Source organism: Myxococcus llanfairpwllgwyngyllgogerychwyrndrobwllllantysiliogogogochensis (assembly GCF_006636215.1).
GTDB lineage: Bacteria > Myxococcota > Myxococcia > Myxococcales > Myxococcaceae > Myxococcus > Myxococcus llanfairpwllgwyngyllgogerychwyrndrobwllllantysiliogogogochensis.
On the sequence record NZ_VIFM01000280.1, the window covers coordinates 1 to 14,116 of the forward strand.

Genomic DNA, 14,116 nt, shown 5'->3' on the forward strand with positions numbered 1-14,116 from the left:
AACTTCCCTCCCAGGAACCGCCAGCGCACTTCCGCCGCCCCCAGGTAGCGAGCCCCCGGCTTCCCAGCTCCGACGGCGAGCCCCTTCACGGCCACTTCCAGGCTGCGCTCGAAGAGCTGCACCGCCATGCGCCCGTCCACGTCGACACGCCCCCAGGAGAACACCTCGGCACCCAGCGAGAGCTTCAGGTGCTTGTAGAGCCCCCCGTAGCGCACGGCATCCCAGCCCACTTCCGCTTCACCGAATGCGGAGTAGCCATCCGGGAAGGGCGCATCCGCGAGCGGCACGCCGGCAGGGCCCACCGCCTTGAAGCGCGCCAGTTCGTAGTCCGGCCCGAAGAAACCTTGCCGGAAGCCACCGTGTTGCCGCCGCGCCTCCAGCCGCAACGCCATCTTGAGCGTCGGTGTGATTGCATCCGCGCCCGCACCGACAACCGCGCCCCATGCGCCTGCCTCCCCTGGCCTGCCGCCCCAACCCGCGAAGACCTGCGCTTCAAACTCAGGCCGCACCACCAACACGGCTACCGCGTCCATGTGCGCCAGCGTCACCGAGGCCGCGCGCCCACCAGCACGTCCCCAGTCATGCACCGCCGACAGGCCCAGTGTGTAGCGGCCCTTCTGCTTGGGCTTGCCGAAGAGAACGTGCTCCAGGTCCAGCTCCGCCTCCGCGCCCATCAGTCGAGCACCGAGAACGTCCGAAGAGAACGCCTCGACGTAGACGGGCCCCAGCGTGCCTGTCAGGACACCTGCCGCTGGGTGGTAGTCCGGATTCGCGCGGTGGGCGTAGCGCCGGACAAGATGCCCATTGAGAAGGCTGTAGCTATCGAGCTTCCCGAACCACACGCCCAGCGGCGAGTTGTCCGAGCCCAGCTTGAGACTCCTCACCAACTGTCCCCAGTCGGAGAGAGTGTCCCAGTCCTCGCGCCGGACAACCCCGCCATCCTTCGGCCCCCACACGCGCAACCGCAGCGGAGCCCCGAGGTTGACGCCGAACTCCGGGCCGCGCTCGAAGACGACGGTGGGCTCGACCTGGAAATAGCCCTCGTCTGTGCCCATGCCCGAGCGGGGCAGCAACGCCCACGTCGCGGCCTCGACGCGCAGCAAGTTTGTCCAGCGCGGAGGACGTTCAACCTCGCCGCTTTCCGGGGCGGGTGGGCTCTCGGCATCTGCCGTCGTGCTCTCGGGCGACGTGTCTTCTTCTATCTCCTCTATCTCGTCCGTCTCTTCGGGCGGCGGTGGGTCGGCAATCTCTTCCGCCCACGACACTCCAGGCAGCACCAGCAACAGCGCGACAATCCAACCTTGCATCCTTTGCATACACGTCCCCCATGCGTGCCCCGGAATGAGACACGAAAGACACACGTCTCCCGGTCGGCGCAGCGACTTGCGTCGGGCCGGTGGTGAATCAGCAGTGGTGAGTGGAGATAGGTGCCGACGTCAGGCGGTCGGCGGCGCCTTCACGGCTCGACGGGCAACAGGACGTGGATCCGTCGTCAGCTCGTCTTCGTTGCGTGCTTCGGGCTGCGTCTCGACGTGGTCGGGGGGCGCCCGCCAATCGGCAGGGACGAACCCGCCCTCGTCGTCGAGGAAGTCCAGCTCTTCCATCCTCTCGCCCGCGTCGGAGAGAGCTTGCTCTACTTCTTTCACCGCATCTTTCGGGCCGAATGGGGGAAGTTCAGCCAGTCTGACGCGCAACACACGATCCAACTCGGAGGCCGTCCCGAAGCGCATCGCGGGGTTGCGCTGAAGTAGCCAGCCAAGAATGGCGCTGAGCCTCTCGGGAAGCCCCTGCATTGCCGCGTCTACATCCTCGGGGCGGTATGCCATGGACCAGTGAATGGCGTCCTCCGCGAGTGACGTCAGCCCTGCGTCCATGCTTCTGGCTGTCGCCTTCAGTAAGCGCCGCCGCTCCTCCTCGGACATGCGTGCGTCTAGGTAGGTCATCTTCATATTGCCCGGGTCGTACAGGTGCCGGCCCGTGGCGAACTCCAGCATCGTCAGGCCCAGGGAGAAGAGGTCCGCGCGTCCGTCAACGTCCTCTCCCAGCAGCAGCTCCGGTGAAGAATAGATGACGTCGCCCTTGGGACGCGGGAGTGTCGTTGCAACTCGCCCAGCCAGACGCGAGAAGGCGACTCCAAAGTCCGTCAACTTCACACCGCCCCGAGGCGTGAGCCGAATCCGCGTGGGGTTGACGTCGCGGTTGACGATGTTCAGAGGAATCCCGGCATCGTCCGTGCGCGCATGGGCGTAGGCCAAAGCCGCCGCGACTTCCGCGAACACATAGAGAATGAAGCCTTCGGAGAAGTAGCGCCCGCGAGCCTGGGCAATGGCAAGCAGCGAATCCAGCGTGAAACCGCCTACGCATTCACTGGCCACGCAAAGCGCGTTCTTCATCTCGAACAGGCCGTGGACTCGGGCGATGTTGGGGTGCTGGAGGAACCGCGCCAGCCTGACTTCCTCTTCCAGTCGAACGCGTGCGCGCTGGTGCTTATCCGTGAGGCCCGCCCCCCCAGAGAGCGCCACGTACTTGACCAGCACCTTGCCCTGGAACCCCTCGGGAGTGCGGGGCCGCGCGTAGAGGATGCGCTCTCCGTTGCGACCCTCCCCGAGAATCTGGAAGAGAAAGTATGTGGTATCCCCTTGAGTAAAGAGGACCACGCCCTCTGTTAGCCGAGGGTTGGAATCATCAGACATGAATGGAGTCTCCTGGAAGCCCTCCGCGAAGTCTCTCGCGTGAAGGCAGACAGAAGGTACTCCCAGTCATGTCCGACGTGAACGACGCTATAGGTCGCGAACCGCACGAAGCCCGTCCATCGAAAAAGACCCTGAAAATGCGTAAACCCTCTTTACGGAAAGATGTCAGGGCCACTCTTTTACAGCATATCCATACATACTTCGGCTGAAGGTGACGGTCCCAGGCTGGGGGCCCGGCTCGGCTTCTTCGGCCCCCTTCTCCCCGATGGAGATGCAAACGGGGTATGAGCGCCCATTTGGCAACCTCGCTTCAGTGTAGCGAGCCAGAAGCGCACCACCACCTGTCCACACGCGCCCCTGGAGCACTGTTCCTGTAGGAAGTGTGTCAACTCCGTCGCGGACAATGCCGCGCACTGGCCCGTCCGCATAGACGCCTGAGTCACTCATCGCTCCTGGCTGATTCTTATCGATGGTGATCACCACCGAATTCCCTTCGAAGAAGCCGAGCACCTCGAACATGGCTTCGCGCGCTTCCTCGGGACATTCGCTGGGACCGGGGCGCACCTGACTACCCGGGCACCCCATCTGCAAGGCCACGACGGCAGTGGCAGCAGCGCACTTCTTGAGGAACTCGGCCCGGCCGCCACTGGATGCAGGGGCCTTCATGGCCGGAGACTCGGACGTACTGGCGACGATAGGGGCACGCTTCACGGAGGGGCTTTCCTTCTGGACTGGAGCTTGAGGGGACAACGCTATCCCAGGGGATGATGCAACAGGCGCGGGAGAAACGACGCCTGTTCCCAGGGGCATACCGGCATCCTCCTGCGGGGCCACTACGAGCAGTGGGGCGCCCGTTCCGGCGTCTCTCTGCGCGGAGGGCTCGACGGATGCCATCGCGCTCGACTCCTGTCCGGCCAGTTTCGACGCGAAGAGTCCCACCAGGGCAGCTATAGCGAGCGTGGTCCCCAATGCACCCAGCAGGAGTCCACGGCGCGGAGTGGCCCTCTTGGTGGCGCCCTCCGGCTCACTGGCTGGGGTGAGCAGCGGCTTTGCCGTGAGGGTGTGAAGCGGAGTCACCCACTCCGGACCTGAGTCTATCGCGAGGGCCATCAACTCACGCCGCACCGCCTCTGCCGTGGGAGGCCGGTGCTCTGGCTTGCGCGCAATGAAGCGCATCGCAGCGTCGCTCAGTGCGCCGGGAACCCGATCATTCAGCACCCGAGGGTCTGGCGGCATCGCCCTGCCTTCGACGGGCGTCTTCGCGGAATCGCTCGCGGGCTGGGGATTCGTCAGCGCGTCATAGAGGCACACGCCCAGCGCATACACGTCGTCCGTGACTTTGAAATCGTAGCGGGCATCGCGGTCGTCGCCACTCTCCCGGAGGAAGCGGGAGGCTTCGGGAGAGCGGTAGCGGCGCGTGCCGGGAGGAAGTGGTGCGTCCGTCAGGTCTTCCGCGTGTGTGTAGTCCCCTGCGCTGAAATCAATGATGAACGGCTCATTGTCCGAGGCGCGCACCATGACGTTGTTCAGCTTCAAGTCACGGTGGAAGACGCCGCGCCCGTGCATGTAGTCCACGGCAGCCGACAGCTTGATGAAGAGGCGGACGACCTCCTGCGCAGTGGGGTGAACCTTCTCCACCCACTCAGCTAGCGTGAAGCCATCCACAAAATCGAGGATGACGTATAGCCAGCCGCTCTCGAAGTCAGGCCAGCGGCCATAGGCACGCGAAGCAATGATATTGGAGTGGCGAAGATGGACGAGACATCCCAACTCGCGCCTCAGCCGTGCGTCCGCCTTTTCCTCGTCTCCGCTCGTGGCACGGTGCATCGCGACCTTCATCGCGTAGTGCTTGCCGTTCATCTCCACTTTGTAGACGGCACCGTAGGAGCCTGCGCCAACGAGCTTCACGACACGCCAACCATGGACCACATGGCCGGGTGGGAACTGCGCTGGGTGATGAATAACTGTCAGCATGGCGCGCCCACTAAAACACAATCCCAGGAACGACTGCCTGCACAACACCGTCGCTGTCGAGCAGTTCCAGGCGACACATTTCTCCAGACAGCCATGGAGGCACTTCCGTTTCTATGACCACTAGAGCAGCACCTTCAGGCTCTACCCGAGGCAATGCCGAGCGCACGCGAATCACGCCCAGATTCTGGCCACTCTTGGAGTTCACGACGCGTGCCGATACCGGGGTCCAAGGCTTCTTCCCTCTGTTCCGGACCTTGACGCTTATGGCCGCCCATTCTGAGGCGCGAAAGCCCGTCGCACCTTCAATCGTGAGAGTCTCCTCGGGGCCTGTCTTCATCGTCCCCTTCCTGCGATTTACTCTCACTTGATGATCCAATGCGCCGGACAGAATCAGCTCAGCAGGTCCGCCTGAGTCCCGTAGCGCCCGAAGTGCCTGAAGCTCTTCCGTCTGCGCCTTGAGCTGAGCGCGCATGTCCATCAACTCGGCTTGGAGCAGTTCGACGGAGTCCTTTCGTCGAAAGACTTCCACGCGCGTGTCCACTTGCGCCGCGTGAGAGACGAGGACAAAGACTCCACGGTCCTGCGCGGGACTGCCGGCAAACCGGACCCGAAGCCCGAGCCTCTCACCGGGCCCCAGGTCCACGGCAGGCTCCAGCAGAAGCGCACGGTCCCCGACGTCCACAAGGCGGAAGCGCTCGCGCCCCTCCAGCTCCACCGAGCTACGGTCGAGCGGGAGATCGAAAACAAGCGAGGTTAGGACACCCGCCGCGACGCGCAGCTCCGGCACGGGCTCGGCAGGGCCGCTTGAGAGGGCCACACGCCGCTCCTGACGCTCGCGGGGGGCAGGAAGGGGCTGCGCCGAAGCGGCGACTCCCACCAGCAGTGAAAGAATGGCAACGGGTCGAAGCAACGCGGATTCTCCCGTGCCGACACTAGCAAACCCGGAAGAACCTATCGGCTAGAAAGTCGCCCGAGACAGTCAAGCCCCGGACGCCCCAGGAGCCTTGCGATTGCCGCCCGTTGAGCGAGCGAGGCGCCATCCCCGCCACACCCTTTGCACGGACAAGCCGACCTGTGCCTTAGTCCCACGCGGGCGGCTGCGGTGAGTGCCGCAGTTTGACGGCGTAGCGAGGTCCCAGACCAACCGCGCCGATTCCGCAGTCGCCCTCCCTCAGTTCGCTAGCTTCGCAACGGCGAACCCGGCGCCGAGCCCCAGGACCAGCGCCACGACGGCGACCGTGAAGGACGTATCCCCGGCATGTTGCCGCAGCGCTTCGTTCTCCGCGCGTAGCCGCTCAATCTCGGCGGCGGTACGGACACAGCGGCTCTCGGACAACCAGCAGCCGCCCTGAACTTCGACGGCTGCCGCCCCACCATCCGGAAAGAGCTGAGCGCGCTCTACGCCGATGACCTCCGAGCCCGACGCAGGAACCGCGACGAGCACGGCCAGCACGAGCGCGCCGAGCTTCACTTGCCGCCCCGGTCAAGCTGCTCAAGCACGGCGATCGCCGCGGCCTTGCCCGCGACCTGGCCTGCGGCAATCTCGCCCGCCTGCTCGGCGCTCTCAATCGCGGCGCCCCCGAAGAGCAGCCGCTTGACGAGCGTGAAGCCACCGGCCGCCGTCAGGGCCACCTTCACGGCGGTCAGCATCAGGGACAGCGAGAACGGCGCCCCAGCCGCGAGCGCGTTCGCCACGGCACCCGCGAGCGAGACTCCGAGCACGAGCACCGCGCCGCCCCGGTCCGTGTTGAAGAAGGGAATGAACCTGCCGCCGAACTTCCGCAGCAGGAAGACCAGCAGCACGACCACCAGGGAAGCGACGAGCGCGTAGTTCTGGCTCGTCACCGCGTTGAACAGGAGCTGCGCGAACGCGTCGAACTGCTCGGGGTTCGGCCCGAGTACACCCACGTCAACCATGTTGCCTCCGAGTTAGAAGCCCAGCCGTTCCAGTTCGGCCGCGAGCTTCGGGTTTGCGGCACGCCACTGCGGCGACTTGCGCTCTTCGTCGAGCCGAGCCCACACAGCCGCGACCGAACTGTTCTCCACCAGCGTCCAAAGCGGCGTGAGCTGAAGCGCGCTCACGTAGCCCGGCCACTGCACATGCGGCGCGTCGCCGAACCTGCCGCCCCAGACGAGCCCCGCCTTCGTCGCTTCCTCGCCCAGCACGCGGTAAGCCGGCAGGCGCCAGTCGGGTTGAACACCGGGCTTCGCGTCCCCGTCACAGACGAAGTCGAAGGCCAGCCCGTAGTTGTGAGCGGACAGCCCCGCCGCAGACGCCTTGCCACCCTTGCCCGCGAGAAAGAGGCGCCGCAGCTCGGCCTGTTCTTCGAGGCTACGGAAACCGTAGGTCGCGACGTAGCTGACGCCCCGGGCCTCGCATCGCGTCACGACCTGAAGCGCGACCGCGACAAGCGGCAAGTAGACGCGGTCAAGGCCGACCCGCTTGAAGTTCGCCCTGACCATTAGGAGTTTCCCTCCCCGGACTGCGCCATTCGGAGAAGCTCCAACTCGACGGTCTGCCGGACCTGAGCGGGAAGTCCGACGCTGAACTCGTCGCGCCACCGCCGCAGTGCGCCCAGTTCGACGGCAAGGACGTTGATGCGCTCGTCCTGACGGGCGACTTTCTCAACGAGCGAACGGATCTCCCCGACGAGAGACTTCGCAGCCCAGGTGAGGACGCCCACCCCTGCCGTTCCGAGCAGGGAGCCGACTACGAGCTGCACAGACTGAGTTTCTTCGGCGGTCACAGCGTCACCAGGGGCTTGGGGTTACCCCAGGTAAATGCGTGTGACTTCTGTCAGTGGCTCACTGGCCCCTCGGCTTAATTTCGCTGTCAGGTGACATTTCACACGCGCTAAGTTCCTCGCCCTGGTCCCACCCTCAACATGAGAGGAAGTAGATTGACTCAGAGCAAAGCCCCTTCACCGTTGGCCATAGTGCTGTGCGCCCTCTTTGCCTGGGGCTGCAACGGAGACGACTCGCCGCCCCAGGAGGCAATCCCAGACGCCGGCTCGACGGGAGGAACCTTCGTCAACGCGCCTGACAATCAAGCGCAGCGCTTCGTCTCAACGGATAGCAGGTATGCACCAACCTGGACCTTTGACCTTCGCCAGCAAGCCGACATTCCTCGTGGTGTCCGAGAAGTCTATGTCGAAGTTCGCGGCTGCCGGCACGACTACGAGCCCCCGGGAGCATTCCGCTTCAAGACTCCAGAATCGACTAGTTGGCGAGAGCTGAGTGTCGACAAGCCACTCTGCGATAGTCCAGGCACGCCCTCCGCGCAGACTTGGTTTTCCGTCTCCGAATCCCCTCAACTTGTTGTTGAAGCATTGGACCGCGACATTGGTCAGGCGTCCTATGTGCTGACGACAGTGAAGGTTCTCGGCTGGCGCCTTCCGTAGAATTAGGGCCCCACCCAACCGAGGAGTGGGGTCTCTCTTCTCAATCAAAAATGACGTTGCCCCAGGCGTGCTTTCTAGTCGCGAGGCTTGAGATTGTGCGCGAGCAACCCGTTCACGACATAGGTCTTCGCGAAGCGAACCGTAATCTTCATCACGTCACCAGCATCCGTCGGTTCCACTCGTGCCACTCGCCCCGGTGCGAAACCGGCAATCAGCTCCCCAGGACGCAGCGCATCCGTCCGAATCCAGCCGCGTTCCACTGTGCGCCAGCGATGGTCCGGCGTCACGACAACCACCCGCCCATCCATCAACACGAGATTGCAGCGCCCGGCATGGTGGCGGCTGACATGGGTGACCTCGAACACTCCCCCGTCCGTCCTGCCTTCGTGCATCGTGAGCACCCGCATGCCCGGCTTCAGCATCTCGGCGGGCAGCTCCGTACCGTCACCGAGCAACACGGGCTCCCAGGGCGCGACACACGTCCCGTGCTCATTGCCACCGCCACCGCTCCCCCCAGAAGGCGTGGACGCAGGGCCCGTCGCACGGCGAACCATGTCCGTGTTGTAGGCGCTCGGAGGGAAGAACCAACGCTCGGCACTGAATCCAACCGCGTTGTGCAGTGACACCTTGAGGTAGAGCAGCTTGTTGACGAGCGGGTCGTCGCGCAGGCGGTTGAACTTGTCGCCGAACATGAACGTGAAGCCCGCGCTCGTCGCGTTGGCTCCGTCACCATCCCAGGCCCCATTCTGGTACTTGCGGTCAGCGATGGGGACCGTCGCGCTGTAGAGGAAGTTTGGAGGGTGGATGTCGCCAAACGCCCAGTAGAAACCGACCTCCAGGAACCGAAGCGCGTCGAGGTTGTCGCTCGCCGATTGGGGCTGGAGCGTCGCGCGATAGTGCGCCCAGGTGAAGAAGCTCGCGCCCCCCGTCGCCCCGGCAATGGCGTACCCCTCGACGACCTGGATGTTGAGACGGTCGATGTTCGGCACGCCGTCGTTGTTGCCGCGGTAGTAGATGCGGCTTCCGGTGTCAGCGAGGGCCTGAACGGAGCGGAAGAACCCGTCGCTCAGGTAGTAGCGCCCCACCTGGACGTTGTTCGAAGCGACCTTGAGCGTCGTCCCGACGTTGTCCAGCTTCGCGCCCGCCGTGGGGATGCCGTTGCCATCCTCCGCGTAGTTCGACGTCTTGAGCGTGTTCGCGGCGAGCAGGTCGAAGGTGACCATCTTCCGCAGCGAGACGGCATCGAAGTAGAGCCGCTTCCCCACGTCGGCGGCCAAGACCTCCGCTTCCCAGAAGAGTTGAACTCCCGTGCAACCGGCTGGACACGTCCCCGTCAGTGTCACCCGCCGATAGGTCGTTCCCAGGGGCCCCATCCCCACCACCGCAGTCTGCCCCGAATAGACGCCGTTCGCGTCCTCCCAAAGCAAGTGCAGGTTCCCCATCCCCGCCACCGTGGCCGACGACGCCTTGACGTAGACCTCGGCGAAGAACTGGTCCCCGGGCGAGCACTTGAGCCGGCCGCCCGGAGCTGCGGAACCGTAGCCTCCCGTCCAGCTCAGACTCGCCCAGCTCCCCGCGCTCGACAGCTCCACTCGTCGAACCCAGCGCCCCGAGCGCGCGTTGACGGGGTCCTCGACGAGCTTGTCGCCCTCCGGGAGCTTGCCCACCGCGCGAAGGCCCGCCTCGTTGTAGCCGTTGGGAATGAGGTTGTCCGTCGGCGGGTGCAACAGATGCTGGAAGCCGACTGCGGAGTCTCCCAGCGACGCGCCTTCGAGCTTCTTCGGAGTGACTTCGAACTGAGGGGACGCATTGCCCCGGTTGCCGAACCTGTCCCGAGGAACAACGCGCACGTAGTAGGCCGTCCCCGGCATCAGGTCGGACGCGCCAAACACCGTCGTGTCGAACGTGCCCCGTAGCGTCGAGCTGCTCGGCGCGAAGCCGCTCAGCGTCGAGACGTGCAACTCGTAGGACGCCACCGGAGGGCCGCTCAGGGCCGGCATGAGCGACAGGGAGAACCCGTTGACGATGGCCGACACCGCCACGTTGAGTGGGTCCAGCGGCGGTGACGTGTGAGCCGGCTCGCTCAGCCCGGGGCGCGTGTCCATCTCCAGCCACATGGAGACACCAAACGAAGGTTTCCCCCGCGTGGTGATGGTCGTCCGCGCGTCACCTTCCGCAGTGAATGCGTGGCGGAACCCAGTGACAGCCAGGTTCTGGTCATCCGAGTAGTGCGCGCCGTTTGCGCGGAACCGGTAGAGGTCCCCCAGCTCCACCGGCAGGAAGAAGTCGACTTCAACCTCCTGGTCCGCGAGCGGCTCTTTCAGGTCGGACAGGGCCGCATCCGCCATCTTCCGCGCTTCGGCCTCACGGTCGATGTTGCTCGACGCATCCTCGGCAACCTGCATGAAGCGCACGCCATAGGCGGCCTGACTCGCGGCATCTCCGACGATGACGCTCTTGCGCTTCGGCTGCCCCGTGACATCCAGGTCCCCCGCGTCCGAGTAGACGACCTCAATCCTGTTGCGAATCTCCGTCTTGTTGACGGTGAGCTTCGCGACGTTGCGGTAGTCGCCGGGTCCGAAGGTCCAGGCCAACGCGGGGTTCGTTCTGTTCGGCTCGCTGAACGTCAGGACGAAGGTTCCGCTCGCTTCGCGCCAGTGGTAACGCACTTCCCATCCAATCTGCTGAGCCAGGTCGCGAAGCGCATCGAGAGCACTCGCCTTCTTCTGGGCGTACTTCCGAATCTTCCAGCCGGGGGAGATGGGCGTATGCAGCAGCACACCCGTCTCGTTGTCGGTCAGGATGGCCTGCATGACGGTTTCGACCGCGACACCGGCAGAGGAGTCCCCATAGGGGCGCTCGACTTCAATGAACGAGTCCTGAAGCCGGCCTCCGAGGTCCCTCCCGCGAAAGACGAGCTGCTCGTCGGCGAAGTCCACCTCGTCGATGTCCCCGTGGAACAGAACGCGCCACTCACTCGCGCTCGGCGACATGCCCACGGGCGACACCGCCGCTTCGACGATGAACTCGCGCCCCGGCCGGATGAACTGCCCGTTGCCCGCGTTCAGCTTCGAGTCGGCCCGGAGCGGCGACAGGCTGAACAAGTCGACCTGCCTCTTGAGCGTCACCGTCGCGGCCGAGACAGGCTGGTCCACGTCCTCGTCGACCTCGACGGCATCGAGAAAGTCGCGCCCTTCAAGGTGGCTCAGATTCACCCACACACCCGCCCCGTCACGGACCTTCACCCGGACGTGGGACGCGTGCCCCGCCGGATTCGAGAGAACCGCGAGCCCCTGAGACGACATGCCGCGCATGACTGACTAAACCTCCCTCAACGTGAATTCGAGCCGCTCACCGACGCCGCGCGACCCGTTGTGACTGAACTCGACGAACTCACCGTCCCGCACCTCCCCGAGCACCTTCGTTTCGGTGGCAGCGAAGCCCCCGCTCGCCACGAGGAACGGAAGCGCGCTCCAGGCCCGCGCGCTGTGCCACGCAACGAGATGGGGAACCCACGCGTCGGGCACCTCGAAAGGCAATCCCACGACATCGTCGAAGCTCACCGCGTTGGTGGCGCCCATCACCGCGAGCGACCCCGAGATGACCGACAAGCCCCCGGCACTCGCCGAAGGGACTCCCTGGGTCCACCGCTTGCCGTCGCTCCGGTTGATGACCTGGAGCCACGCACCCGCCGCGCTGCTGTAGACGTGGTGCAGGGTCGTCCAGCGTGCCCCGAGCTGCATGGCCCACGAGGCGGACGCGCCGACGGCCAGGTTCATCCCACCGCCGAAGCGCGCGCCTTGGAACAACGAGCCCGTGACACTCGCCTGATTGAGCCCACGACTCGTGAAGGCGTCGCCCTCGAAGGACACCACGTGCCCGTCACCCGCAATCAGTCCGCGCAGGACGAGCACTTCCTCGGGCGGCAAGGGGGGCGTCTTGAACTCCCACTCTTGGCGAACCGCGCGTCGTCCCAGGCGATAGGCCCCGCTGAAGGCGCGTGAGTCCGTGCCGATGTTCACCTGCCGTCGCCGGCCCTCCGTGACGGGCACCGGGATGCCGTTCAGTGCAAGGAAAGGCATCTCAGTACCTCCCATTCAGCCACTCGCCGTTGCCGCGGCGTCGGTGCGCCTCGCGCTTCATTTCGATGTAGATCTGTCGCGCGGTCTCCTCCGGGTCCTCGGCCCCCTGGACGACAATCTGCCCCACGCTGACGTTGCCACCGCGCACCGGAACGACGGGGCTCGGAGCGAGAGGCGACGACCCAGGAGTCGACGGCGCTCCTGCAATCGGGTCCTGCGCGGTGAACCGCGCGAGGGCTATCTTGAATCCCGTCGGGACGTTGGTGAGCGCCTCGGTCGCCTTGTTGGTCGCGGCGGCGTTCTCCCACGCGGCGACACCAGCAGCGGCATTTGCTGCGGCGGTGTCGTAGGTGGTGTCCTTCAGGGTTTCGAGCGCACTGTCGACCGCGTCCATGGGGACTTTCATGCTGTCCAAGCCCTGCGCCATCTTCTTGAACGCACCACCCACGAGGGGAATCTTGCCGAGGGCTTTGAACACGCCAGCAATGAACCCAATGATGGCGTTCCATACCGTGCCGATGCCCTTCACGACGTAGAGGATGCCCATCGCCACCACGCGGATGACGGCGAAGAGTCCCTTCATGATGGGACCTGAGAGCAGCGTCATCGGCTCCAGGAGCGCGACGAGAATCTGCCCAAACACCGTGATGACGGGGGCCAATCCCTTGAACAGTGTGCCGAGCACCTCGAAAATGGGCGTAATCGCCTGAACCGGCTTCGAGAACATCTCAAGCACCGGCACGAGGGCATCGAGCAGTGGCGTCACCATGTTGAACACGGAGGCCAGGAGGGGCAGCACCGGAGCCAGCACCCGCCCGAGAACGTCGGCCACGTACTGGATGAAGTTCGTCACCATCTGGAGCAACGTGCCGAACGTCGTCGACTGGGAGAGCAGCTCCGCGACGACGGCAATCAGCCCGCCCCACACACCACCGGCCGACATGCCCTGCTGGAAGCGGTCGACCAACTCGTAGATGCGACCGAATGCCTGACTGAACCTGCTCGTCAGGGCCCGCTTCGCTTCGTCGGCAGCACGGGCGAGCGCGTCGGCGAGTTCCTTGGCTTTCCTACGCGCGACCTCGGCGATGATCGACGCCGTGTTGCCGACGTTCTTCAGGAACTCTTTCGCGTCGAACTTCCCGATCTCCACGTTCCCGACTTCAATCTCGGGTGCCTCCGTGGGCGTGCGCAGCTTGCCCTTCGGCCCGAGCATGTCGTCGAAGACACCTCCGAACTTCTCACGGAGAAACGCGGCGGCATCTCCACCCATCAGCTTCACGCCGTCGAAGGCGTAGCCGGCCCCATGGCTGACGCCTTCCCAGATGGTGGAGAAACCGCTCTTCACCGTGCTGACGGTGCTGTCGACGAGCCCCTTCAAACCGCCGAGCACCGCGTCGCCCGTCAAGTCCTTCAGCCCGTCCAGGGCATTGGCCACGCCGTCGAGGTTCAGTGCTCGCGCAAGAGGCGCCGCCAGTCGAGCCAGGTTGCGCACCACGAAGGCGAACGTGTCGAGCTGCCCGCGAGCCCACGCACCCACGATGGCCGCCAGCCCCGCGAAGACCTCCTGGAAGAACTTCGCGACTCGCCCGGCAACATCCGTCACGGCCCGCCATGTGGAAACGAAGGCGTCGCGCATGCCGGTGCTGCTGTCGTGCCATGCCTTGTAGAGCGTGCCCGCGAGCATCGCGACGCCTGCCACCGCCAGCGCAACGGCGGCAAGGGGAGCCGTCACCGTCAGGATACGAGCAGCGGCGTTGCGGAAAGCCGTCGCGAAGCTCGCGTCGACCTGCTCGGCCCCCTTCGCGACCTTCTTCAAGTTGCCGTCGACCGCTGGCGTCTCGCTCGTGAGGAACGCGGAGAACCGCACCAGCGACTTTCCAGCACCGTCCAGCGCGGGCACTACGAAGGCGAGGAAGCTCTCGGCGAACTGCTTCACCGCGCCCGCCACCTTTCCCACCGCCCCACC

At 65.1% G+C, this 14,116-nt stretch carries 11 protein-coding genes; all 11 read right to left on the reverse strand.

The window, feature by feature from the left end:
- Positions 1 to 1,316 (reverse strand): hypothetical protein (locus FJV41_RS41120; protein ID WP_181791290.1); only part of this gene is annotated, 1,316 nt, incomplete at its 3' end.
- Positions 1,317 to 1,436: 120 nt separating this feature from the next.
- Positions 1,437 to 2,693, reverse strand: a complete 1,257-nt coding sequence (locus tag FJV41_RS41125; protein WP_141648092.1) for a serine/threonine protein kinase — start codon at positions 2,691 to 2,693, stop codon at positions 1,437 to 1,439.
- Positions 2,694 to 2,858: 165 nt separating this feature from the next.
- Complete coding sequence (locus FJV41_RS41130; RefSeq protein ID WP_246137737.1) at positions 2,859 to 4,667, reverse strand: serine/threonine protein kinase; 1,809 nt, start codon at positions 4,665 to 4,667, stop codon at positions 2,859 to 2,861.
- Positions 4,668 to 4,677: 10 nt separating this feature from the next.
- Positions 4,678 to 5,577, reverse strand: a complete 900-nt coding sequence (locus tag FJV41_RS41135; RefSeq protein ID WP_181791292.1) for a DUF2381 family protein — start codon at positions 5,575 to 5,577, stop codon at positions 4,678 to 4,680.
- 261 nt (positions 5,578 to 5,838) lie between these two features.
- Entirely contained in the window at positions 5,839 to 6,138 is a 300-nt protein-coding gene (locus FJV41_RS41140; RefSeq protein WP_141648094.1) for a hypothetical protein, read from the reverse strand.
- Positions 6,135 to 6,584: a hypothetical protein gene (locus FJV41_RS41145; protein WP_141648095.1), complete on the reverse strand. Its 450-nt coding sequence runs from the start codon at positions 6,582 to 6,584 to the stop codon at positions 6,135 to 6,137. Before FJV41_RS41145 ends, FJV41_RS41140 begins: the two co-directional genes overlap by 4 nt.
- Before the next feature lie 12 nt (positions 6,585 to 6,596).
- A complete protein-coding gene (locus FJV41_RS41150; protein WP_141648096.1) occupies positions 6,597 to 7,130 on the reverse strand; it encodes a M15 family metallopeptidase in 534 nt (177 codons plus the stop codon).
- Positions 7,130 to 7,414 (reverse strand): hypothetical protein, encoded by a 285-nt coding sequence (locus tag FJV41_RS41155; RefSeq protein WP_246137738.1) that lies wholly within the window; start codon positions 7,412 to 7,414, stop codon positions 7,130 to 7,132. The genes FJV41_RS41150 and FJV41_RS41155 overlap by 1 nt, the downstream gene beginning before the upstream one ends.
- 728 nt (positions 7,415 to 8,142) lie before the next feature.
- On the reverse strand, positions 8,143 to 11,382 hold the full coding sequence (locus FJV41_RS41160) for a hypothetical protein (protein ID WP_141648097.1): 3,240 nt from the start codon (positions 11,380 to 11,382) through the stop codon (positions 8,143 to 8,145).
- Positions 11,383 to 11,388: 6 nt separating this feature from the next.
- The gene (locus tag FJV41_RS41165) at positions 11,389 to 12,150 is read right to left on the reverse strand and encodes a hypothetical protein (RefSeq protein ID WP_141648098.1); all 762 of its coding nucleotides are present in this window, start codon (positions 12,148 to 12,150) and stop codon (positions 11,389 to 11,391) included.
- A gap of 1 nt (position 12,151) precedes the next feature.
- The coding region (locus FJV41_RS41170) for a phage tail family protein (protein WP_141648099.1) at positions 12,152 to 14,116 on the reverse strand (1,965 nt) is incomplete at its 5' end.